At 60.2% G+C, this 22,524-nt stretch carries 25 protein-coding genes and 2 pseudogenes; 15 read left to right on the forward strand and 12 right to left on the reverse strand.

The window, feature by feature from the left end; translation table 11 throughout:
* Positions 1-23: 23 nt before the first annotated feature.
* Complete coding sequence (locus tag C9422_RS15230) at positions 24-608, forward strand: TMEM165/GDT1 family protein (protein WP_007972537.1); 585 nt, start codon at positions 24-26, stop codon at positions 606-608.
* Between the two features lie 151 nt (positions 609-759).
* Here C9422_RS15230 and C9422_RS15235 read toward each other — a convergent pair whose 3' ends face one another.
* A complete protein-coding gene (locus tag C9422_RS15235) occupies positions 760-1,578 on the reverse strand; it encodes a M48 family metallopeptidase (RefSeq protein WP_116581201.1) in 819 nt (272 codons plus the stop codon).
* Positions 1,579-2,939: 1,361 nt separating this feature from the next.
* Here C9422_RS15235 and C9422_RS32910 point away from each other — a divergent pair.
* Both C9422_RS32910 and C9422_RS32915 read left to right on the forward strand, forming a co-directional pair.
* Positions 2,940-3,137: pseudogene (locus tag C9422_RS32910) on the forward strand (HAMP domain-containing protein); the annotation flags it as partial.
* A 111-nt stretch (positions 3,138-3,248) separates the two neighbouring features.
* Complete coding sequence (locus C9422_RS32915; protein WP_371317821.1) at positions 3,249-3,992, forward strand: methyl-accepting chemotaxis protein; 744 nt, start codon at positions 3,249-3,251, stop codon at positions 3,990-3,992.
* A gap of 94 nt (positions 3,993-4,086) precedes the next feature.
* Here C9422_RS32915 and C9422_RS15245 read toward each other — a convergent pair whose 3' ends face one another.
* From C9422_RS15245 to C9422_RS15255, 3 genes are read right to left on the reverse strand one after another with little or no spacing between them, the layout of a single operon-like run.
* Positions 4,087-4,710, reverse strand: a complete 624-nt coding sequence (locus C9422_RS15245; protein WP_102701912.1) for an SOS response-associated peptidase — start codon at positions 4,708-4,710, stop codon at positions 4,087-4,089.
* Between the two features lie 35 nt (positions 4,711-4,745).
* Positions 4,746-5,006 carry a putative signal transducing protein gene (locus tag C9422_RS15250; RefSeq protein ID WP_007979315.1) on the reverse strand — a complete coding sequence of 87 codons (261 nt, stop codon included), beginning with the start codon at positions 5,004-5,006 and terminating at the stop codon, positions 4,746-4,748.
* Positions 5,007-5,015: 9 nt separating this feature from the next.
* On the reverse strand, positions 5,016-5,198 hold the full coding sequence (locus tag C9422_RS15255; protein ID WP_101161926.1) for a CPXCG motif-containing cysteine-rich protein: 183 nt from the start codon (positions 5,196-5,198) through the stop codon (positions 5,016-5,018).
* Positions 5,199-5,340: 142 nt separating this feature from the next.
* Between C9422_RS15255 and C9422_RS15260 the strand changes: the two genes are divergently transcribed.
* Complete coding sequence (locus C9422_RS15260) at positions 5,341-6,504, forward strand: 1-acyl-sn-glycerol-3-phosphate acyltransferase (RefSeq protein ID WP_178082422.1); 1,164 nt, start codon at positions 5,341-5,343, stop codon at positions 6,502-6,504.
* A 23-nt stretch (positions 6,505-6,527) separates the two neighbouring features.
* Here the strand turns inward: C9422_RS15260 and C9422_RS15265 are convergent, their stop codons facing one another.
* Complete coding sequence (locus C9422_RS15265) at positions 6,528-6,806, reverse strand: hypothetical protein (protein WP_007979321.1); 279 nt, start codon at positions 6,804-6,806, stop codon at positions 6,528-6,530.
* A gap of 190 nt (positions 6,807-6,996) precedes the next feature.
* Between C9422_RS15265 and C9422_RS15270 the strand changes: the two genes are divergently transcribed.
* Positions 6,997-7,203, forward strand: coding sequence for a hypothetical protein (locus C9422_RS15270; protein WP_116581246.1), 207 nt, complete (start codon positions 6,997-6,999; stop codon positions 7,201-7,203).
* Positions 7,204-7,360: 157 nt separating this feature from the next.
* On the opposite strand, the gene C9422_RS15275 is transcribed toward C9422_RS15270, so the two are convergent.
* Positions 7,361-7,945: a YajG family lipoprotein gene (locus C9422_RS15275; protein ID WP_102701910.1), complete on the reverse strand. Its 585-nt coding sequence runs from the start codon at positions 7,943-7,945 to the stop codon at positions 7,361-7,363.
* A 202-nt stretch (positions 7,946-8,147) separates the two neighbouring features.
* Here C9422_RS15275 and C9422_RS15280 point away from each other — a divergent pair, with 202 nt between their 5' ends.
* Both C9422_RS15280 and mqo read left to right on the forward strand, forming a co-directional pair.
* Positions 8,148-8,387, forward strand: coding sequence for a hypothetical protein (locus tag C9422_RS15280; protein ID WP_104449387.1), 240 nt, complete (start codon positions 8,148-8,150; stop codon positions 8,385-8,387).
* Between the two features lie 742 nt (positions 8,388-9,129).
* Positions 9,130-10,638 carry a malate dehydrogenase (quinone) gene (gene mqo, locus C9422_RS15285; protein ID WP_104449388.1) on the forward strand — a complete coding sequence of 503 codons (1,509 nt, stop codon included), beginning with the start codon at positions 9,130-9,132 and terminating at the stop codon, positions 10,636-10,638.
* Positions 10,639-10,755: 117 nt separating this feature from the next.
* Here the strand turns inward: mqo and C9422_RS15290 are convergent, their stop codons facing one another.
* From C9422_RS15290 to C9422_RS15305, 4 genes are all read right to left on the reverse strand, one after another.
* Positions 10,756-11,043 carry a PA4642 family protein gene (locus tag C9422_RS15290; RefSeq protein WP_007973850.1) on the reverse strand — a complete coding sequence of 96 codons (288 nt, stop codon included), beginning with the start codon at positions 11,041-11,043 and terminating at the stop codon, positions 10,756-10,758.
* Between the two features lie 63 nt (positions 11,044-11,106).
* The gene (locus C9422_RS15295) at positions 11,107-11,592 is read right to left on the reverse strand and encodes a hypothetical protein (protein WP_116581204.1); all 486 of its coding nucleotides are present in this window, start codon (positions 11,590-11,592) and stop codon (positions 11,107-11,109) included.
* 99 nt (positions 11,593-11,691) lie between these two features.
* A complete protein-coding gene (locus tag C9422_RS15300; RefSeq protein ID WP_104449391.1) occupies positions 11,692-12,165 on the reverse strand; it encodes a WbuC family cupin fold metalloprotein in 474 nt (157 codons plus the stop codon).
* A 3-nt stretch (positions 12,166-12,168) separates the two neighbouring features.
* Positions 12,169-12,726, reverse strand: coding sequence for a hypoxanthine-guanine phosphoribosyltransferase (locus C9422_RS15305; RefSeq protein ID WP_007973854.1), 558 nt, complete (start codon positions 12,724-12,726; stop codon positions 12,169-12,171).
* A 165-nt stretch (positions 12,727-12,891) separates the two neighbouring features.
* Between C9422_RS15305 and upp the strand changes: the two genes are divergently transcribed.
* Complete coding sequence (gene upp / locus C9422_RS15310; protein ID WP_007973856.1) at positions 12,892-13,530, forward strand: uracil phosphoribosyltransferase; 639 nt, start codon at positions 12,892-12,894, stop codon at positions 13,528-13,530.
* Positions 13,531-13,532: 2 nt separating this feature from the next.
* The gene (locus tag C9422_RS15315; protein WP_095965568.1) at positions 13,533-14,807 is read left to right on the forward strand and encodes a uracil-xanthine permease family protein; all 1,275 of its coding nucleotides are present in this window, start codon (positions 13,533-13,535) and stop codon (positions 14,805-14,807) included.
* A 120-nt stretch (positions 14,808-14,927) separates the two neighbouring features.
* Here the strand turns inward: C9422_RS15315 and hemH are convergent, their stop codons facing one another.
* Positions 14,928-15,953, reverse strand: a complete 1,026-nt coding sequence (gene hemH, locus C9422_RS15320) for a ferrochelatase (RefSeq protein ID WP_116581205.1) — start codon at positions 15,951-15,953, stop codon at positions 14,928-14,930.
* Positions 15,954-15,966: 13 nt separating this feature from the next.
* Positions 15,967-16,869 carry a TIGR01777 family oxidoreductase gene (locus C9422_RS15325; protein WP_116581206.1) on the reverse strand — a complete coding sequence of 301 codons (903 nt, stop codon included), beginning with the start codon at positions 16,867-16,869 and terminating at the stop codon, positions 15,967-15,969.
* A gap of 196 nt (positions 16,870-17,065) precedes the next feature.
* On the opposite strand from C9422_RS15325, the gene C9422_RS15330 reads away from it, so the two are divergent.
* From C9422_RS15330 to C9422_RS15355, 6 genes and pseudogenes are all read left to right on the forward strand, one after another.
* Entirely contained in the window at positions 17,066-18,052 is a 987-nt protein-coding gene (locus C9422_RS15330) for an NAD(P)/FAD-dependent oxidoreductase (protein ID WP_116581207.1), read from the forward strand.
* Between the two features lie 199 nt (positions 18,053-18,251).
* The gene (locus C9422_RS15335; protein ID WP_116581208.1) at positions 18,252-19,211 is read left to right on the forward strand and encodes a DUF523 and DUF1722 domain-containing protein; all 960 of its coding nucleotides are present in this window, start codon (positions 18,252-18,254) and stop codon (positions 19,209-19,211) included.
* Positions 19,211-20,152 (forward strand): MerR family transcriptional regulator, encoded by a 942-nt coding sequence (locus C9422_RS15340; protein WP_116581209.1) that lies wholly within the window; start codon positions 19,211-19,213, stop codon positions 20,150-20,152. The genes C9422_RS15335 and C9422_RS15340 overlap by 1 nt, the downstream gene beginning before the upstream one ends.
* Positions 20,153-20,173: 21 nt before the next feature.
* The gene (gene phrB / locus C9422_RS15345; protein ID WP_116581210.1) at positions 20,174-21,616 is read left to right on the forward strand and encodes a deoxyribodipyrimidine photo-lyase; all 1,443 of its coding nucleotides are present in this window, start codon (positions 20,174-20,176) and stop codon (positions 21,614-21,616) included.
* Positions 21,617-21,621: 5 nt separating this feature from the next.
* Positions 21,622-21,717 (forward strand): annotated as a pseudogene (locus C9422_RS32545) (transcriptional regulator); the annotation flags it as partial.
* The gene (locus C9422_RS15355; RefSeq protein WP_116581212.1) at positions 21,714-22,496 is read left to right on the forward strand and encodes an SDR family oxidoreductase; all 783 of its coding nucleotides are present in this window, start codon (positions 21,714-21,716) and stop codon (positions 22,494-22,496) included. The pseudogene C9422_RS32545 and the gene C9422_RS15355, both read left to right, overlap by 4 nt.
* The last annotated feature ends 28 nt before the right edge of the window (positions 22,497-22,524 follow it).

Here is a 22,524-nt window from a genome sequence, read left to right on the forward strand (position 1 = left end):
CCCGCCCCTTAGGAAAACCCCTGATGCTGGATTCACTACTCGTTCCCACCGCAATCGTTGCCTTGGCCGAAATCGGCGACAAGACGCAACTGCTCGCGCTCATCCTCGCCGCTCGCTTCCGCAAGCCCTGGCCAATCATCGCAGGTATCGTTGCCGCGACCCTGGCCAACCACGCGGCCGCCGGTGCAGTCGGTGCCTGGGTCGGCAGTTTCTTCTCGGATACGATGCTGCACTGGATCCTCGCCGCGAGCTTCGCCGCGACCGCCCTGTGGACCCTGGTGCCGGACAAGATGGATGACGACGAGGCCAGCACCGCCCGCAAGTTCGGCCCGTTCCTGACCACACTGATCGCATTCTTCCTGGCGGAAATCGGCGACAAGACCCAGATCGCGACCGTGATGCTGGCTGCGCAATATCCGGAGTTGTGGCTGGTGATCATCGGCACCACCGCCGGCATGCTGATTGCCAACGTACCGGTGGTTCTGGCGGGTAACTTTGCCGCAGACAAGCTGCCATTGACCCTGATCCGTCGACTGGCGGCGTCGGCGTTCTTCATCCTGGCGATTGTCGCGGTGTACAAGGCGATGCAGAGCAGCGGGTGGGTTTGACCCGATAGGTCGTTAGACCGCGTTATCGTTCTTCGCGAGCAAGCCCGCTCCCACAATTGATCTTCGGTGAACACAAATTTTGTGTACGACCGATATCCAGTGTGGGAGCGGGCTTGCTCGCGAAGAGGCCAACAGCCTTACCGCATGACTATCAGGACTTCTTGGCCTGCTCGTACAACGGCATAACCTTCGGAATCGCCGCCTGCAACGCCGCAGTCCGGCTGCTCGAAGACGGGTGCGTGCTGAGGAACTCCGGCGGGGCACCTTCGCTGGCCTTGCTCATCTTGTTCCACAGGGTGATCGCGGCGTTCGGGTTGTACCCGGCGCGGGCAGCCAGCTCCAGGCCGATCAGGTCCGCCTCGTTTTCATTGGCACGGCTGTTGGGCAAGGTCATGCCGTAGTTGGCTACCGCATCCGCCAGGGCCAGGCTGTCCTGGCCCAACCCGAGCAATGCACCGGCGCCCTGCTTGGCCATTTCAATACCGTATGCCTTGGACATCGCCTCACGACCGTGCTCACGCAGGGCGTGGGCGATTTCATGGCCCATGACCGCGGCGAGTTCATCGTCAGTGAGTTGAAGACTGTCGATCAGCCCGGTGTAGACAAAGATCTTGCCGCCAGGACCACAGTTGGCATTGAGCTCGTCGCTCTTGATCAGGTTCACTTCCCATTTCCACTGGGCCGCGTCCGGACGAAAGTTCGGCGCCTGGGCAATCAGCCGGTCAGCAATGACCCGAACACGCTTGGCATCGCTGCTGGTCTTGTCCAGCACGCCTTTGCTGCTCGCCTCATTCACAGTCTGTGTATAGGACTGGGCGTACATCTGGTCGACCTCTTGCGAGGACAACATGCTGAACATGTACTGCTTGCGCTCAACGCCGACAGCGCCACCACTGGTGGTATTGACCGACTGGCAACCAGCGAGCAGCAGACTGGCGCTCAGCGCACATAGAGCCAATGTCTTGTTCATCGAAAAACTCCCTGAAAACATGCCGGGTATCCTAGGCGTGGAATGGTATCGACGCCAGAGACAATAGACATAAGACGCGCAATTCAGGCAAAGCTCTCATCGATGCAGGAAAAAATTCACATTCCGGGGCGAGCCGCAGCCCGTCACGCCGCGCATTGATTCATTTGCGACATCCGCCACGCAAAAACAGCCATTTCAACGACCCTCGCTCATGCCCGCCCGACACCTTGCCGATACACCTGGGCAGACGTCCTTTCGCGTGTGGAGCCTCCATGAAATTCAAGTCGATCCAGTTTTCCGTGGCGGCCCTTGCCGGCGCCATTGTCCTTAGTGTCGTGGCAGCGCTGGTGGTGTACGCGCTGTTTTCCGGGGCCCGGACGCAGGACATGGTCCAGGAACGGACCCAGGCCCAGTTCGAGCAAGTCATCGAACAACGCCTGACGTCCCTGGCGCAGACCCAGGTCAGCCAGATCCAGCGTGAACTCGAAGCACCGCTGCTGATCGCCGGCGGACTGGTGCGGGTCAACGCCCTGATCGGCACACCCGGTGCCGATGGCCAGCCCGCCCTGAGCCTCAGCCGTGAGCAACTGATCGGCCTGATCAAGGAAAACGTGGTCAAGAACCCGAAGATCCTCGGCACCTACATCGGTTGGGAAAAAGACGCACTGGACCACAACGATGCGGCCTACGTCGGCACCCAGGTGGTCGGCATCGACGCCAGCAACGGGCGCTTCCTGCCCTGGTGGTTCCGCAACGACGACGGCACCCTGGGCCTGGACAAACTGGTGGACGTCGACGACCAGAAAACCCTGTCCACCGGCGTGCGCGCCAGCGAGTACTACCTGTGCTCGAAAGAAACCGGAAAATCCTGCGTGATCGATCCGGCGCCTTATAAGGTGGGCGACAAAATCGTCATGCTCGCCTCCTTTATTGAACCGATCATGCTCAATGGTGCTTTCCAGGGCATCGTTGGCGCCGACCTGTCGGTGAACTTCATTCAGGAAATGCTCCTGGGCGCCAACCAGAAACTCTACAGCGGCGCCGGGGAAATGGCCCTGATCGGCGGCAATGGCCGCATCGTTGCCTACACCAAGGATCCAAGCAAGTTCGGCGAAAAGGTCAGCGATATCCTCGACAGCAAGCAGATTGCCAACATGGCCAATCTCAAGCGCGGCGAAGTCACCTACACCGTCGACAAGGCCCAGGGCCGGATCGAGTTGTACCTGCCGTTCGGCATCGGCCAGACCGAAGCCCGCTGGACCCTGATGCTGCAATTGCCGCTGAACGCGGTCATGGCCGACCTGCTAAAACTCCAGGCCGACCTGGATGCGCAGCGTAAATCCGACACCTTCGGCATGGCGATGGTCGGCCTGGTGATTGCCGGTATCGGTTTGCTGGTGATCTGGCTGGTGGGCCACGGCATCGCCCGTCCGCTCAAGCAGATGGTGGCCATGCTCGACGATATCGCCCAGGGTGAAGGCGACCTGACCCGCCGCCTGACCAGCGACCGCGCCGATGAGCTGGGCTCGATCGCCAAAGGCTTCAACACCTTCCTGGCCAAGTTGCAGGCGATGATCACCCAGGTGGTGACATCGGTGCAGAGCGTCAGCGATTCATCGGAACACACCGCCGACATCGCCATCCGCACCAACACCGGCGTACACAAGCAAATGGCCGAGATCGATCAGGTGGCCACCGCCGTGCAGGAAATGACCGCCACCGCCCAGGACGTGGCACGCAACGCGACCCAGGCCGCACAGGCCGCCAGCCATGCCGATCAAGCTGCCAGCCAAGGCATGCAGATCGTGCGCGACACCTCGAACTCGATTGGCGCCCTCGCCGTGGAGATCGGTCGGGCCGTCGGCGTGGTGCAGACCCTGGCCAAGGACAGCGAAAACATCAACGCCATCCTCACCGCCATTCGCGGGATCGCCGAGCAGACCAACCTGCTGGCCCTGAACGCAGCCATCGAAGCGGCCCGTGCCGGTGAACAGGGCCGGGGTTTTGCCGTGGTGGCCGACGAGGTGCGCAACCTGGCGCAGAAGACGCAAAAGGCCACCGAAGAAATCCAGGCCATGATCCAGCAACTGCAGCAAGGCACGCGGGATGTGGTGCGAGTCATGGAAGACAGCCAGAACCGCACGGACGAAAGCGTACTGCACGCTTCGAAGGCCGCCGAAGCACTGGAGACCATTACTCAGGCGGTGTCGGTGATCAACGACATGAACACCCAGATCGCCAGCGCGGCCGAGGAGCAAAGTGCGGTGGCGGACGACATCAACCGCAACGTGATCAACATTGGGCAGGTGGCCAATGAAGTGGCCGGTGGTGCGGATGAGTCGAGTGCGGCCAGTGCGGATTTGACCAAGCTGGCGGAACAGCAGCGGCGGTTGATCAATCAGTTCAGGGTTTAGGATTGAAAGATCGCAGCCTGCGGCAGCTCCTACAGGATGTACGCCGATCCCGTGTAGGAGCTGCCGCAGGCTGCGATCTTTTCAGACGCGCCACTCAACCCGGCGTGAGACACTCCGGTCCATTGAGCTTCGGATCATTCACCATATTGGCCAGCACCCGTTCGCGCAACGCGGCAGGCTCGCTGGCCAGCAAGGCTTGCAAAGCATGCAACGGCGTCTCGGGATCGAGCCACGCGGCCTGCCCCGCCTCATCAAGAATCAACGGTCGTCGCTGGCTCGCCGCCGGCTGGGTAATCACGGCGGTACTCAGCCACACCTGCTCCTGTACCGGATACGCCTCCCAGATCGCCGCAAAAAACAATGACGAGCCCTCCCCCGGTGTCAGCCAGTACGGGCGCTTGCGCGTCGTGCCGCGCCACTCGTAGAAACCATTGGCCGGCAACAGGCAGCGGCGCTCGCGCAAGGCCTGGCGAAACATTGGCTGCTCGGCAACGGTTTCGGCGCGGGCGTGGGCCGGGGTGCGGGACAGATCGGTCAGCCAGGGTGGCGTCAGGCCCCAGCGGGCGCGGGCAAGCGAGCGCTGACCGTCAGGCTCGGCCCGCAGCATCAACACCGAATCATTCGGAGAAATGTTCCACTGCGCCTTCTGGTCGGCGGGAAAACCGGGCAGGGCCGCGAAGGCAGGGTTCCAGCGAAACAAGGCATAACGTCCACACATGGGGCAACACGGCTCTTGATCAAACGAACGCCAGCCTAACAGACCAGCGTGCCGGGAAAGCTGTCCGGTTCATCGCCGGACAGCGGCAGCGCTGCATTGTACGCGGTGATCAGCTCGCGGGCGTATTCGGCCTGGTCGTTCTCGACCGACAGCCCGAGCAGGCCATAGATCGGCAACTCCCCGGAGCCGCCGAGCAAATCACGGCCCACCAGATGCGCCTCGATACCCTCGCTGGCGAGCATGCCTTGCAGCAACTCGCCTTCCATCAGGTTTTCCGGATCGTAGATGCGCTGCATACACGCCCCTCATTCGTTTTCACTGAACACTTCGAGATGCCATTCATCCTCATGAACCTGCAACACGAAGGTTATCGGCCGGCAGCACACCTGACAGTCCTCGATGTAGGTCTGATCGCCACCGGACAAATCCAGAGTAGTCTCTACCTCCTCACCACAATACGGACATTCATACACTGCGTTTTCCAGCATCGCGGTCTCCCAGGTGACTTGTGCGTATAATCGCCGGTCTATTTGCAGGGCTATTTTTGTCTGGCTACTTTTTCAGACCGTGCCCCGCCGGTTTTCGAACAAAACCTTTACTTACCCTAGCCGTTTCTAACAAGAGAGCATGATGGGCGAATTCGATGCCATCCGACCTTACGACGACAGCGAAGTCCCAGCGGTGCTGGACCGGCTGCTCGGCGACAAGGCGTTTCTAGATATCCTCACCCACTTCCGCTTCCCGCGTTTTGCCGGCGCTTTAGGCTGGGCGCTCAAACCTCTTATAGCCCATCGGCTGCGCCGTGAGTTTGCCGGCGTGACCTGCGTGGCCACGTTACAGGACAAAGTCGAGGTTTACGTCGACCACACCATCGAGCGCGCCACCGACGGTGTCACTTATACCGGGGTGGAGCAATTCAAGTCCGGCAGCGCCTACCTGTTTATCGCCAACCACCGCGATATCGTGATGGACCCGGCCTTCGTCAACTACGCCGTGTACCACGCCGGCCTGCCGACCCCGCGCATCGCCATTGGCGACAACCTGCTGCAAAAGCCTTTCGTCAGCGACCTGATGCGCTTGAACAAGAGCTTCATCGTGCACCGCTCGATCAGCGGTCGCCGGGAGAAAATGGCGGCCTATCAATTGCTGTCGGCGTATATCAACCATTCGATCCGCAACGATTGCGCCTCGATCTGGATCGCCCAGGCCGAGGGCCGCGCCAAGGACGGTGACGACCGTACCGAATCGGCGATCCTCAAGATGTTCCACATGAGCCGCAAGGACGAGCCGTTCGGCGAAGTCATTCAGTCGCTGAACCTGACCCCGGTGTCGATCAGCTACGAATACGACCCCTGCGATCAGGCCAAGGCCCGCGAGCTTTACATCCGCGCCACCACCGGCAGCTACACCAAGGTGCCGGGCGAGGATGACGTGAGCATCGCCAAGGGCATCACCGGCTACAAGGGCCGGGTGCATGTGAACTTTGCCGCGCCGATCACCGAACTGTTCGAGGACACCAAGCAATTGGCGGTCGAGATGGACAAGCAAATCCTCAGCGGCTATCGCTTGTTCCCGGTGCACTACCTGGCTTACGCGCAGTGGAAAGACGCTGATCCGCAGTTGCAGGTGCCGAAGGCCGCCGAGGTGTTCCCGGCCGAAGAACTGGCCAAGGCCCAGGAAGAATGGCAACGCCGCCTGGACGCTTGCCCGCCAGAGCATCGTCCATTCCTGGTGCTGCAATATGCAACGCCGGTGCGCAATCAGTACCGGGTGAAGGCAGGGTTGCCGCTGTAAGCGATCTTTTGCTTTGAAAAGATTCAGACCTGAGTGCTGATCCACGACACCAGCAGCGCCATCCCCATGCAGGCAAAACCGAAGATGTAGAAAAACCGGTTCATGCGCAAGGTCGCCCAATCCAGCGTGGGCTCTACGTTTGGGCTGCTCTGGCGCTGCGCCTGCAAACTGGCCATCGCACGCAGTTCGCGGCGACGGGTGGCGTGCAGCAACCAGCCGCCCGGGAAGGCAAACAGCAAGGCCAGCAGATTGATCAGTTTGGCGGGATGGGCGGTAAACAGCGTCATCAAGTGCAGCGACATTACGAACCTCAGGTCAATCAGGTAGCAGGTGCCAGACGGGCGACCGCGGCGCGGATTCTACCGAAAGCCTGCGCCCCTGCCCTCTGTTTCCGACAAATAACGAAGCTTTTGATCAATGGCTGTCCTGAGTCACGGCTTCGTCATCTGTATCGGCGAACATGCGCATCCCGAAACCGACACGGATCACGTCATGCTCCACGCCGAAAACCAGGATCGTCTCTACCTCATCACCCCCAGCGAAGAACAACAAACCCTCGTTGGCAGCCTCGCCTTCAACGTTCAGGATCGCCATTGGCTGGTGTATTGCGCCTTGGGTGGGCATCAACATGCGGATTTGCCGGAGGCGGACTTGCTGACGGGCGTGAGTGTGCTGGATTTTTACTCGCAGGCTGCTTAATGACGCCCTTCTCCTGACGACATCCTTCTGACGAAACCGTCCTGTAGGAGCTGCCGCAGGCTGCGATCTTTTGATTTGTTTTTTGAGGGTTGAGCCGCCGAAGATCAAGATCAAGATCAAAAGATCGCAGCCTTCGGCAGCTCCTACGGGGCTCGCATTACTCGCCCAGAATCTGCCCTACGGTCGGGTCCTTGAACAGGCGGGTCAACGCATCGCTCAGCACATCGCTCACCAGCTTGGTGTTGGTTTCCTGGTTCGGCGCCATGCCGAAGCGCTGGTCCAGGGACGAACCATAACGGCCGCTGTAGCGACGGTTGGCGTTCTGCACATCCGAGCGGAACGTCGCGCCGATGGTGGCTTCGGTCACATACATGCCTTCCTTGGGCGACTGGTACTTCAGTTCCGCCAGGGTCACGGTCAGTTGCGGCGCATTCATGGCGTTGGTCGTCGGGGTAAAGCCCAACAGACGCACGGCAGCTTCAGCCTGGGCCTGCAGCTTCGGCAGGATCTGCGCGCCCTGCACGGTGATCGCGCTGGTTTCCGGGTACAGCCCACCACGGGTGCCCAGCGTCGGCGACGGGCGACCGTCCACGACACGCACCACGACGGGCTGGCCATGGCCGACCGGGGCCAACTGGGCGGTCAGCTTGGGTTCCGGGCTCAGTTGTTGCGGGCTGTGGGCGCAGCCAACCAGGGTCAAACTGGTCACAGTGATCAAACCGAACAACAGGCGTTGCAACATGCTCTTCTCTCCAGAATCAGGCACAAACAGGCCGGCAGTATAGCGGTGCGCCACTGCGGGGAACCAGCACCTCACAGTGTTTGATGAAATCTCTGACAAACCCAGGGGATTGCAGTTCATGTCACACAGATGTCACCACTCCTACACTTGCACGTAATGGCCTACAGGCAACCTTCTGGCAATCCCCACACGGTACTTCACCATGCGCCATCTGATCTCTCTGTTCGCGCCACGCCCGTTGCACCGCTGCTTCGCCCTGCTCGACCGCAACGGCCACTGCCAGGCCTTCAAGCAGTGCAGCTTGCAGCCCATGGGAGATGGCTGGGTTGAAATCGAGGAAATCCGCCTGAACTGGCTGAATCAGCCGCTGCCGGCCGGCGCCCGCGTCGTTTCGCAACCGCACCAGCCACGCTCGCGTGCACAGCAACTGCTGACGACCTGACCAAACACCTAATAAAAGTCATAAAACACGACCATTTCCCTGCGTTTCTTAGATACAATCTCCCCCCGATTATAAGGACGTCTCCTGATCGGGCCTCGCAGCATCGTCAATGCGCTTGTGTTGACACCCCGCTCCGCCCACAGAGAGCCGCCCACACAGATCGAGTGAAGCTGGCGCGCTTGCTGTTTTGTTGAGCAAAACCTCCACTTTTCGCGAATCTGCAGAGCTGTCATTACGCTCGGTCACTGAGCTGTTTGCCCGTTTTTGCCTGCCCTGTATCCCATGGCGGCAATCCACCCGGGCACGGTGCCAGGCTGGGACAGCCCTTTTTGAGGTTCACGTCTTCAAAAGAGCGTGAAAAAAACGGGTTTTCACAACTTCACAAGAGTGTGGCGAGCAAATGAATAGTTTTGCGTCTGAACATGCACCATTAGCGTCTACAACAGCCCAACGACACAGGACCGAGTATTCCTCGAACACCGGAGCCTGAAGCCTGTCCGCTACGGATTTGGTTGCACAAACGGATGTATCGACCATAAGTCGAATTGCCAGTCGCACGTTGAAATGAGTCCATAGGGCTCTTATTAGACCCGGCAGGTAGCGTCCGTCGAAGTTGCGATAAATTGCGAAGATTCGGACATGGCGATACTGCCATGGATACCTTGGGGCCACACTGACACGCCCCGGAACACCTGGCAGCCATGCCGACAATTTGGTGCTGCAGATTTTGGAGACGCGTTAAATGGCGCATAACGAAGCAGTCGACGTAGTACTGGTTGGGGCCGGCATCATGAGTGCCACCCTTGCAGTCCTGCTCAAAGAGCTCGACCCCGCGATCAAGCTGGAAGTCGTCGAGCTGATGGATTCCGGTGCCGCGGAGAGTTCCAACCCGTGGAACAACGCCGGTACCGGTCACGCCGGGCTGTGTGAGCTCAACTACACGCCGCAGGCAGCCGATGGCGCCGTCGACATCAAGAAAGCCGTGCACATCAACACCCAGTTCGAGGTGTCGAAGCAGTTCTGGTCGTACCTGACCAAAAAAGGCACGTTCGGCTCGTGCAAGTCGTTTATCAGCCCGGTGCCACACCTGAGTTTCGTGCAGGGCGACAGCGGCGTGTCCTTCCTCAAGGAACGCTTCAAGGTGCTGAGCAAGCACCACGCCTTCGCCGACATGGAATACACCGAAGACAAGGCGACAATGGCAGAGTGGATGCCATTGATGATGCCTGGGCGCGACCCCGGCGAAACCCTTGCCGCCACCCGCGTGATCAATGGTACCGACGTCAACTTCGGCGCCTTGACCAACCAGTTGCTCAAGCACCTGACCAGCGCACCCGATGCCCAGGTCAAGTACTGCAAGCGCGTGACCGGTCTCAAGCGCAGCAACGGCGGCTGGACCGTCAGCATCAAGGACGTCAACAGCGGCAACACCCGTGAAGTCGACGCCAAATTCGTCTTCCTCGGCGCTGGTGGCGCGGCACTGCCGCTGCTGCAAGCCTCGGGCATCGAAGAGAGCAAAGGCTTCGGCGGCTTCCCGATCAGCGGCCAGTGGCTGCGCTGCGACAACCCGGAAGTGGTCAAGCACCACCAGGCCAAGGTGTACAGCCAGGCTGCCGTAGGTTCACCGCCAATGTCCGTGCCGCACCTGGACACCCGCGTGGTCGATGGCAAGAAGTCCCTGCTGTTCGGACCGTACGCCGGTTTCACCACCAAGTTCCTCAAGCACGGCTCCTTCATGGACCTGCCGCTGTCGGTTCGCGCCGGCAACATCGGCCCGATGCTGGCCGTGGCAAAAAACAACATGGACCTGACCAAGTACCTGGTCAGCGAAGTGATGCAGTCGATGGAGCAGCGCCTGGATTCCCTGCGTCGTTTCTACCCGGAGGCGAAAGCCGAAGACTGGCGCCTGGAAGTGGCCGGCCAACGGGTGCAGATCATCAAGAAAGACCCGAAAAAAGGCGGCATCCTGCAATTCGGCACCGAACTGGTTGCGGCCAAGGACGGTTCCCTGGCGGCACTGCTCGGCGCTTCGCCAGGTGCATCGGTGACTGTTTCGATCATGCTCGAACTCATCGAGAAATGCTTCCCGAGCAAAGCCAAGGGCGAATGGGCAGGCAAACTGGCAGAAATCTTCCCGGCCCGGGAGAAGGTTCTGGAAACCGACGCTGCGTTGTATCGCAAGATCAACACGCAGAACAACGTTGCCCTGGAACTGGTTGAAGCCAGCAGCGAGACCGAAAGCTACGCTTGATTCGGTTGCATGAAAAACGCCCCGTTCTCACTGAGGACGGGGCGTTTTTTTATGCCTTGAAAGATCGCAGCCTCGCTTCGCTCGACAGCTCCTACAGGAACAACCGATCTGTGGATCTTAACCGCGAACTTTCTCGATCAACTCGATGTAGTCCGGCGCGTTGCGCTGATCCTTGATCAGGGCAACAAAGTCATTGCCGTGCTCATCCTTGCCATTCACGTCGTAACCGGCTTCGACGAAGAACGTCAGGAAACGCTCGAAATCGTCGATGCGCAGGCCACGGTAAGCCTTGACCAGTTTGTGCAGGGACGGAGAAGTCGCGTCGACCGGTTCGAAATCGAGGAACAACTTGATCTGCTCATCGCCGATCTCGTCACCAATCACTTGTTTTTTATCTTTACGCATTGCCGACTCCAGCTCGCAGACATTTCACGGGGCGGGCAGTTTACCCCCGCGCAGGCACAGGGCTCAACGCGCACGAGTGCTGCCGGTATGCAGATCGGCCCAAACATGGCCGTTGGCGTAGCTGAGAAACTGGCAATACACCGTCTCATTGCGCAGCAAGTCGATCACCACCCGGTATTGCGCCAGCGGGTAATAAAGGGTCAGGGTCTTGCTCGACTCATCGTAAATCGGCTTCTTCAGGCTCTTGCTTTCACCATCGAAGTTGACCAGCACCTGACTGATGTTAGCGCCCTTGTTCAGGGATTTGCCCTTGAGACGAATCAGCAACGGCGAAGTGACCGGAATCGGCTGTTGAGTGGATTGACGCTGAGCGCCGACCACCACCGAATAATCGGTGACCTGCATCAGTTGCTGCTGCTCGGGATCAGCAGCGCGTAAAGTGAGATCGTCCGGCGGCAGGAATTGACTGTGCATGGGCGCCGGGGCGGCGGCCAAGGGCAGGCTGAGGGTCAGCGCCAGAGCGGCGCAACAGCGGATCAAAACACTCATGACGGGCTCCGGAGGGCGGGGCCGGGCACTTTACCACGGGTGTAAAAGCAAAAGATCGCAGCCCCTGTAGGAGCTGCCGCAGGCTGCGATCTTTTGATCCTAATCGAACTGCGCGTGCATCCAGGCCTGATACTCGGCAACACCAGGCTCGCCTTCGCGCGGCGCCCAATGCGCCAGCTCACCCTCACCGACCGGACGGTAAGGACCGGCCTTGCATTCGAACATCAGGCTATCGGCTTCCAGCACCACCAAGCCGTGGAATACGCCAGTTGGCAGATCCACGCCCACACAGTCGCCACCGGCCTGCAGAACTGTCTTGCTCAGCACAGCGCCGGCTTCGTCGAAAATCAACACGCCGAGGCGGCCTTTGAGGACCAGCAAGGTTTCGGCCTTGTTGTCACCCAAGTGCCGGTGAGGCGGGATATACGTGGACGGTTGCAGCCCCACCGCCATGCGATGGCAAGCGTCTTCCATCTGATGGAAATTATGGTGTTGGCGCCCGCGAGGATTGGCCGCGGCTTTCCCGGCCAGCTCGGCGAACAAGGTCTGATCCAGAAAACGCGGCGTATCCATGTCTTACATTCCTTTAACGGCGAAAATCCCGTTGGCGTTACGCCAGTAGCCTTTGTAGTCCATACCGTAACCGAAGATGTAGCGGTCGACGCACGGCAGACCGACGAAATCGGCCTTGAGGTCCGGACGGGCCTTGCGGTCGTGGTCTTTATCAATCAGCACGGCGGTGTGCACTTTACGTGCGCCAGCGTGTTTACAGAAGTCGATGATCGCACCCAGGGTGTGCCCTTCGTCGAGGATGTCGTCGATGATCAAGACATCACGGTCGATGAAGGAAACTTCCGGCTTGGCCTTCCAGAACAGGTCGCCGCCGCTGGTTTCGTTGCGATAGCGGGTAGCGTGCAGGTAGGACGCTTCCAGCGGGAAGTGCAGATAGGTCAGCAGCTTGCCGGAGAAAATCAGCCCGCCGTTCATCACGCAGAACACCACCGGGTTGGAATCCGCCAGTTGATCGTTGATTTGTGCACCGACGCGGGCGATGGCCGCCTCGACTTCAGCTTCGGTGTACAGGCAGTCAGCCTCTCGCATGATTTGACGGATATGCTCGAGATCAGCGGACATGGTGCTCTCCAGGGGATGGCGGATTCGGGAAAAGCGGGCAAAGGTACGCATCAAGCGAGGCCAGATCAAGCGTTTGTGGACTAACGTACTGTATGTCTATAGGACAACACCCTCGGATAGATTAATCTAGGCCGGTTTTTTTGCCCGCCGCCGGAGCCTTTCCCCATGCCCATCCATGAGATCCGCCACCCGCTGATCCGTCATAAACTTGGCCTTATGCGCCGCGCAGACATCAGCACCAAGAATTTCCGTGAGCTCGCTCAGGAAGTCGGCGCCCTGTTGACCTATGAAGCCACCAAAGACCTGCCGCTGGAATCCTACGATATCGATGGCTGGTGCGGCACTGTGTCGGTCGAGAAAATCGCCGGCAAGAAAATTACCGTGGTGCCGATCCTGCGTGCCGGCATCGGCATGCTCGAAGGCGTGCTCAGCCTGATCCCTGGTGCCAAAGTCAGCGCAGTGGGCGTGGCCCGCAACGAGGAAACCCTCGAGGCCCACACCTACCTCGAGAAGCTGGTACCGGAAATCGACGAACGCCTGGCCATGATCATCGACCCGATGCTCGCCACCGGCGGCTCGATGGTTGCAACCATCGACCTGCTGAAAAAAGCCGGCTGCAAGGACATCCGCGCCATGGTGCTGGTCGCTGCGCCAGAAGGTATTGCCGTGGTCGAGAAGGCTCACCCGGACGTGATCATCTATACCGCGTCCATTGATCAAAAACTGAACGAACATGGCTACATCATCCCGGGGCTGGGCGATGCCGGTGACAAGATCTTCGGCACCAAGCAGAAGGACGCGTGACCATGCAGCAAGAGTTCAACGATCCGCTCTGGCGCACGGTGCTGTCGGGTGCACAGATGCTGTTCGTGGCCTTCGGCGCCCTGGTGTTGATGCCGCTGATCACCGGTCTCGACCCGAACGTGGCGCTGTTCACGGCCGGCCTGGGGACGATCCTGTTCCAGATCGTCACCGGGCGTCAGGTGCCGGTGTTCCTGGCATCGAGCTTTGCCTTCATTACCCCGATCATTCTCGCCAAGGGCCAGTTCGGCCTGGCCGCGACCATGGGCGGCGTAATGGCAGCAGGTTTCGTCTATACCTTCCTCGGCCTCGCGGTGAAAATCAAAGGCACCGGTTTCATCGACCGCCTGCTGCCGCCGGTGGTGATCGGGCCGGTGATCATTTCGATTGGCCTGGCAATGGCACCGATTGCCGCCAACATGGCCATGGGCAAGGCCGGTGACGGCAGTGAATTGATTCATTACCAGACGGCGATGATGATCTCGATGCCTGCGCTGCTGACCACGCTGATCGTTGCGGTTTTCGGCAAGGGCATCTTCCGCCTGGTGCCGATCATTTCCGGCGTGCTGGTCGGTTTCGGCATGTCGTTCTACTTCGGCGTGGTCGATACCGCGAAGATCGCTGCGGCCCCCTGGTTCGCCATTCCTCACTTCACTGCGCCGGAATTCAACTGGCAGGCGATCCTGTTCATCGTTCCGGTGGCTCTGGCCCCGGCCATCGAACACATCGGCGGCGTGATTGCCGTGGGTAGCGTGACCGGTCGCGATTACCTGAAGAAGCCCGGCCTGCACCGCACCCTGCTCGGCGACGGCATTGCCACCACGGCGGCCGGTCTGTTTGGCGGCCCGCCCAACACCACCTACGCCGAAGTGACCGGCGCGGTCATGCTGACCAAGAACTACAACCCGAAAATCATGACCTGGGCGGCGATCTTCGCCATCAGCCTGGCGTTCATCGGCAAGTTCGGTGCGCTGCTGCAAAGCATTCCAGTGCCGGTGATGGGCGGAATTCTGTGCCTGTTGTTCGGTTCGATTGCGGCGGTGGGGATGAACACACTGATCCGCCACAAGATCGATCTGGGCGAGGCGCGCAATCTGGTGATTGTCTCGGTGACCCTGGTGTTCGGGATCGGCGGTGTGCTGATCGGCACTGGCACCGGGCCGGACGACTTCGGCCTCAAAGGCATCGCGCTGTGCGCGGTGGTGGCGATTGGCTTGAACCTGATCCTGCCGGGCAATGACAGCTGGAAGCACAAGAAGGCGAATGAGCCGCTGATCTAAGCAGGTTCGGATTTTTCGCTGACTGTAAGAGCCTCTTCGCGAGCAAGCCCGCTCCCACAATTTTGGAATGCATTTCCCTGTGGGAGCGGGCTTGCTCCGGGCGGCGTTCCGACGAAGCTTTTAAAGCGCCAACGGCGCGCGCTCGCACAACGCACTCAACGCCCGCGCCCAATGCGGGTCGTCGTTGAGGCACGGCACCAGCACCAACTCCTCCCCCCCCGCCGCGCGGAATTGCTCCTTGCCGCGATCACCGATCTCTTCCAGGGTCTCGATGCAATCGGCAACGAACGCCGGGCACATCACCAGAATCTTTTTCACGCCGCTTTTGGCCAACTCATCGAGGCGCGCCTCGGTGTAGGGTTCGATCCATTTGGCGCGTCCCAGGCGCGACTGGAATGACACCGACCACTTGCCGTCCGGCAAACCCATGCGCTTGGCAAACTCCGATGCTGTCCGCAGGCATTGCGCGCGATAGCAGGTGGCCAATACCGCTGGCGACGCGTTCTTGCAGCAATCCTCATTCTTGAAGCAATGCTTCCCCGTCGGATCGAGCTTGGTCAGGTGCCGCTCCGGCAATCCGTGAAAGCTCAGCAGCAAGTGATCGTAATCCTGCTGCAAATGTGGCCTCGTGCTGGCGACCAATGCGTCGATGTATTCCGGTTGGTCATAAAATGGCTGAAGAATCGACAATTGCAGATCGAGTCCTTTTTCGCGCAGCACACGCTTGGCTTCTGCAATCACCGTGGTGGTGGTGCTGTCGGCGAACTGTGGATAAAGCGGCGCCAGGGTTATTCGCTTGTGCCCCGCCGCAGCCATGCGCACCAGCGTCGACTCGATCGACGGCTCACCGTAGCGCATCGCCAGCTCGACCGGGCCGTGTTGCCACTGGGCAGTCATGGCCCGTTGCAGGCGACGGCTGAGCACCACCAGCGGCGAGCCCTCGTCCCACCAGATCGAGGCATAGGCATGGGCCGACTGCTCGGGACGCTTGATCAGGATCAGCGACACCAGCAGGCGCCGCACCGGCCATGGCAGGTCGATCACGTACGGGTCCATCAGAAATTGATTGAGGTAGCTGCGCACATCCGCCACCGAGGTGGAGGCAGGTGAACCCAGGTTGACCAGAAGCAACGCGTGATCGGTCATGCAACATCCTATTTCAAAGGCGAGCGGACAGATCATCCAGTGCCGCACGCAAATCCGTGAACTGAAAAGTGAAACCCGCCTGTAACAAGCGAACCGGCGTGGCCCGTTGGCCGCCCAGCAACAGCAAGGACAACTCGCCCAGCCCGACCTTCAAGGCGAAGGCCGGCATCGGCATGAATGCCGGGCGATGCAGCACGCTGCCCAACGTCTTGGCAAACTCGCGGTTGCGCACCGGTTTGGGTGCGCACGCATTATAGGGACCGCTGGCCTCGTTACGATGCAGAAGAAAATCAATCAGAGCGATTTGATCGTCGATATGAATCCATGGCATCCATTGCCGGCCGTTGCCGATCGGCCCTCCCAGCCCCAGCTTGAAGGGCAGTAACAGCCGCGACAAAAAGCCGCCCTCGGCCGACAGCACCAACCCGGTTCGAATGAGGATGACGCGAATCCCCAGCGCTTCAGCCCGTTGTGCGGTTTCTTCCCAGGCGATGCATAACTGGCTGGCGAAGTCTTCGCTGACCGGCCCCGAGTCCTCGGTCAGTTCTCGCTCGCCACCGTCGCCATACCAGCCGACAGCCGAACCGGAAATCAACACCTGGGGTTTCTGCTCGCGACTTTCCAGCCACGCCAGCAGGGTTTCAGTCAGTGTGATCCGGCTACTCCACAACAAGGTTTTACGCTTGTGCGTCCAGGGCCGGTCGGCAATCGGCGCTCCGGCCAGATTGACGATTGCATCTACCGGCTCCTGCCCCAGATCCTCCAACCGGGCAATTCCACGCACCTGGGCACCACATGTTTTCGCGACTTTTTCAGGCTTGCGACTCCAGACTGTCAGGCGATGGCCCTGTCCCGACCAGTGCCGGCAGAGCTGACGTCCTATCAAACCAGTACCGCCGGTCAGCAATATGTGCATGACTTCTTCCTCGCGTGGCGTTTTACCCTGTCCACTAGTCTATTTTTATAAGCAGGGATCTTTGGTATCGAGCAGGCTCTATGGTTAACAATAGGCCAAGCTGTCAGAACGAGAACGCTAAAAGTTATACCAAAAAACAATATTGTACAGGTTTGAACCCCGGCGTAGTCTGTACAGAAAGGTAAACGAGGCCCCTATGACTGTACCTATCGCAATCATTGGCACCGGCATTGCCGGACTCTCCGCCGCCCAGGCCCTTACGGACCTCGGGTATGTGGTTCAACTTTTCGATAAAAGCCGCGGCAGCGGCGGGCGCATGTCGAGCAAGCGCAGCGATGCGGGTGCTCTGGACATGGGCGCGCAGTATTTCACCGCCCGCGACCGCCGCTTTGTCACGGAAGTCCAGCGCTGGCAGGCCAGAGGCTGGGTCGCCGAGTGGACGCCGCAGCTATACACCTACCATGGCGGTCAGCTCAATCTGTCGCCGGACGAGCAGACCCGCTGGGTCGGCACACCCCGCATGAGTGCCATCACCCGCGCCCTGCTCGGTGATCTTGAAGTGCATTTCGCCTGCCGGATCACCGAGGTCTATCGCGGGGAAGAGCACTGGCATCTGCAGGACGCCGAGGGCTTCACCCATGGACCGTTCAGCCACGTCGTCATCGCCACGCCGGCGCCCCAGGCCACGGCTTTGCTGGCATCGGCGCCGAAACTCGCAGGGGCTGCCGCCGGGGTGAAAATGGACCCGACCTGGGCCATCGCCCTCGCCTTCGAAACGCCCCTGGAAACGCCCATGGAAGGCTGCTTCGTACAGGACAGCCCACTCGACTGGCTGGCCCGCAACCGCAGCAAGCCCGGGCGCGACAACACCCTCGACACCTGGGTGCTGCACGCCACGAGTGCCTGGAGCCGGCAACACATCGACCTGCCCAAGGAAGCGGTGATCGAGCAGTTGCACGGCGCGTTTGCCGAACTGCTGCACGACTCCATGCCAGCGCCGAGCTTCAGCCTCGCCCACCGCTGGCTTTACGCCCGCCCCGCCAGCAATCACGAATGGGGCACCCTGGCCGATGCCGACCTGGGGCTGTACGCCTGTGGCGACTGGTGCCTGTCCGGACGCGTCGAAGGCGCCTGGCTGAGCGGTCAGGAAGCTGCCCGCCGCTTGCATGAACACCTGCAATGATGCGTAGGAGCTGCCGAAGGCTGCGATCTTTTGATCTTGAAAAACAAAATCAAAAGATCGCAGCCTTCGGCAGCTCCTACAGGGGGCATTGCACCCAAAAACCTATACAAAAAATTTGACTTGTATAACTTCGAATCTATGATGAGGTTATCTTGTACAGACACAAATGTTTGTACAGGTTTAGATTCGAGGTGTTCCGATGTCCCACGCCCCTGTCAAACCGAAAATAGCCATCAGCGCCTGCCTGATGGGACTCGATGTGCGCTTCAACGGCGGGCACAAGGAATCGCGGCTGTGCAGCCGTACCCTCACTGATTATTTCGATTTCATCCCGGTCTGCCCGGAAGTGGCCATCGGTCTCGGCGTACCCCGCCAACCGATTCGACTGGTGAGTGGTGCCGATCAACCCGAAGCCGTGGGAACCCTGGATCACAACCTGAACGTGACACAACCGCTGGCCAACTACGGCCGGGACATGGCAGGGCAGTTGGGGGATATTTGCGGCTATATCTTCATGCAAAATTCCCCGTCCTGTGGCCTGGAGCGGGTCAAGGTCTACCACGCCAACGGCACACGAGCGGACAGTGGCGGTCGCGGGATCTACGCCCAGGCCTTCTGCCTGCTGCACCCGGACTTGCCGGTGGAGGAAGACGGCCGGCTCAACGATCCGGTGCTTCGGGAAAACTTCCTCACCCGCGTATTCGCCTACAGTGCCTGGCAGCAGCTACGCCAGGCAGGCTTGACCCGGCGCGGCCTCACGGACTTTCACTCACGCTACAAATACCTGTTGATGGCCCACAATCCGGTGCAATACAAAGCCCTGGGCCACCTGCTGGGCAGCATGGGCAAAAACGATCCGCAGGAACTGGGCCCCCGATATTTCAGCGAATTGATGGCAGCGCTGAAAAAGTGCGCCACCCGCCGCACCCATACCAACGTCCTGCAACACATCAGCGGTTACCTGAAACAGGCCATCAGCCGCGAAGACAAGCAGGAAGTGCAACAGCTGATCAGCCAGTACCACCAAGGCATCGTGCCGTTGGTGGTGCCGCTGACGCTGCTCAAACATCACTTTCGCCAACACCCCGATCCGTACATCGCACAGCAGGTCTATCTGCAACCGCACCCGGAAAACCTCAGCCTGCGAAACGCCATCTGATGAAAAAGACACTCGACACCAGCGCCCGCGAAGACCTCGGCGATGACTTTAAAAAGGCACTGGACGAGGGCTGGCTGCCGATCCGCGAGGTGGCGCGCCTGACCGGCGTCAATGCCGTGACCCTGCGCGCCTGGGAGCGGCGCTACGGTCTGATCGTGCCGCAACGCACCCCCAAGGGGCATCGGCTGTTCTCGCCCGATCATGTACAACGTGTCCAGGCCATCCTCACCTGGCTCAACCGTGGCGTCGCCGTCAGCCAGGTCAAGGAATTGCTCGACACGCCGCAAGTATTCAGCGAGTCCGTGGACAACGACTGGCACACCTTGCTGCTAACGCTGCTGCAGGCAGTCAGCGAATTGCAGGAACGCGCCCTGGATGACAACGTCAATCAGGCGATGGCGCTGTATCCGCCGCGAACCCTGTGCGAGCAATTGTTGATGCCTTTGCTGGCCGCTCTGGAGCAACGCTGGCAAGGCCAGTTCGGTGCGCAGATGGAGCGTGTGTTTTTTTCTGCCTGGCTGCGCAGCAAATTCGGCGCGCGCATCTACCATAACAATCGTCAGTTGCGCACCGCGCCACTGCTGTTGATCAACCACTCGGACCTGCCCATGGAACCTCAGCTGTGGCTCACGGCCTGGCTGATCAGCAGCGCGGATTGCCCGGTGGAGGTCTTCGACGGGCCGCTGCCAGTCAGCGAACTGGCATTGGCGGTCGAACTGCTGCAACCCCGCGGGGTTTTGCTGTACTCCAGCAAGGCCATGAACCTGGCGCAACTGCCGAAACTTTTCAAAGGTGTCAGTTGCCCAAAAATGATTGCCGGACCAACGGTGTGCATCCACCACGCCGAGTTGTCCGCCAGTACCAACGAGATCACTGACTTGTACCTGGCCGAAGATCCATTGTCGGCACATCAGGCACTCGTTCAGTGCGGGCTGATTTAAATGAATCGCGTGGATCCCCCTATGCAATTGATCTGGCTGCGCAGCGACTTGCGCCTACATGACAACACCGCCCTCTCGGCCGCCGCGGCTCGTGGCCCGTGCGTGGCGGTGTACCTGCTGAGTCCGGAGCAATGGCTGGAACATGACGATGCGCCCTGCAAAGTGGACTTCTGGCTGCGCAACCTGCGCGAGCTGAGCAGCGAACTGGCTCAACTGAACATTCCCCTGCTGATCCGCCAGGCACCCCGCTGGGATGACGCGCCCAGCGTATTGCTCAACCTGTGCCGACAGTGGCAGGTCGACGCGTTGCACCTCAACGATGAGTACGGCATTCACGAGTCCCGTCGCGATGCTGCGGTCGCCTGGGCGCTACAGGCCGAAGGCATCGAAGTTCACCGCTACCTCGATCAATTGCTGTTCAAGCCCGGGAGCGTGCTGACCCGGACCGGCACTTACTTTCAGGTCTTCAGCCAGTTCCGCAAAGTCTGCTACGAACGACTGCACCACTCGCTGCCCAGCCTGGTCCGCGCGCCGCACAAACAAGCGCCGCTGAACATTGCCAGCGATGCGATCCCCTTGAGCATCGAGGGTTTCGCAACGCCCGGTGATCACTTGCGCAGCCTGTGGCCGGCCGGCGAAACCGAAGCCCGGCGCCGCCTCGACAGCTTTAGCGAAGCGCAGATCGACCACTACCGGAACGAACGCGACTTCCCGGCAAAACCCGGCACCAGTCAGCTCTCGGCCTATCTTGCCGCCGGGGTGATTTCTCCACGCCAATGCCTGCACGCCGCGTTGAACAGCAATCAGGGCGAGTTCGAAAGCGGCAACACAGGCGCCGTCACCTGGATCAACGAACTGCTGTGGCGCGAATTCTACAAACACATCCTGGTGGGCTACCCGCGAGTGTCCCGGCACCGCGCGTTTCGCCCGGAAACCGAAGCGCTGGCCTGGCGCAACGCTCCCGATGAACTGGCCGCCTGGCAACAGGCGCGCACCGGTTTGCCGATCATCGACGCCGCCATGCGCCAACTGCTGGCCACCGGCTGGATGCACAACCGCCTGCGCATGGTGGTGGCGATGTTCCTGACCAAGAACCTGCTGATCGACTGGCGCGAAGGCGAACGCTTTTTCATGCGTCACCTGATCGATGGCGACCTGGCGGCGAACAATGGTGGCTGGCAATGGAGCTCTTCCACCGGCACCGACTCGGCGCCTTACTTCCGGATTTTCAACCCGCTGAGCCAGTCGGAAAAATTCGATCCCGAAGGTGTATTCATCAAGCAATGGCTGCCGGAGCTGGCAGGGCTGAATAAAAAAGACGTGCACAACCCCGCCAATCTCGGCGGCCTGTTTGGTGGGGTGGATTACCCTTCACCGATCGTCGACTTGAGCGCATCCCGTACGCGTGCGTTGACAGCGTTCAAAAATCTGCCGTCACGCCAATACGCCGGCGTTGGATCATGAATGACCGCCACCGGAACTACCTCGATGCCGGGGCTCTGCTTCATAAATGTTTACCCATATTGGGCCGGCCAATGGCCTGGCTGAAAAGGAGATTGGGATGAGTCATACGCTCTCACGACGATACTGGCTGACCGGTGCCAGCAGTGGCATTGGTGCGGCCCTGGCCGAAGAAATCCTGAAAACCGGTGCGCACCTGGCCGTCAGTTCGCGCTCGGTAGCGCAGTTGAAAGTCTTGTCGCAACGCTATCCGGGGCAAGTGCTGGTTGTGGCCGGTGACCTGACCAACAGCCAGACCGTGCGCGAGATCGGCGAGCAGATTGCCGAGGACTGGGGCTCGCTGGACACCGTGATACTCAATGCCGGCACCAGCGAGTACGTGGATGCCAGGCAGTTCGATGCGTCGATTGTCGAGCATGTATTGCGTACCAACCTGTTGGCCAGTAGTTATTGCATCGATGCCGCCCTGCCTTTGCTGCGGGCCGGTACCGCACCCCATTTGGTGGCCATGGCCAGTACGGTCACCTACCTGCCGCTGCCCGAGGCAGAAGCGTATGGCACCTCAAAAGCCGGGCTGCGTTACCTGTTCGAATCCCTGCGCATCGACCTGGCCCCTGAAGGCATAGAACTCACGGTGATCAACCCTGGGCCTGTCGAAACGCCGCTGAGGGCGAAAAACGACTTTCCCATGCCCTTGAGCTGGCCGGTGGAGAAAGCTGCGCGACACATCTTCGAAAAGCTCAAGGACCGCCCGCTGGAAATCGCTTTCCCGGCTGCGTTCATGGCCGCCCTCTGGCCGCTGTCCAAACGGCCGGACCAAGTGAAACTGGAGATCGGCAAACGCATGGTACGCAGCCAGCCACCGATCAAGGACCAACCCTGAAAATCGCCATCATCGGCAGCGGCATCCC

This window comes from Pseudomonas sp. B1(2018) (assembly GCF_003097365.1).
Lineage (GTDB): Bacteria > Pseudomonadota > Gammaproteobacteria > Pseudomonadales > Pseudomonadaceae > Aquipseudomonas > Aquipseudomonas laurylsulfatiphila.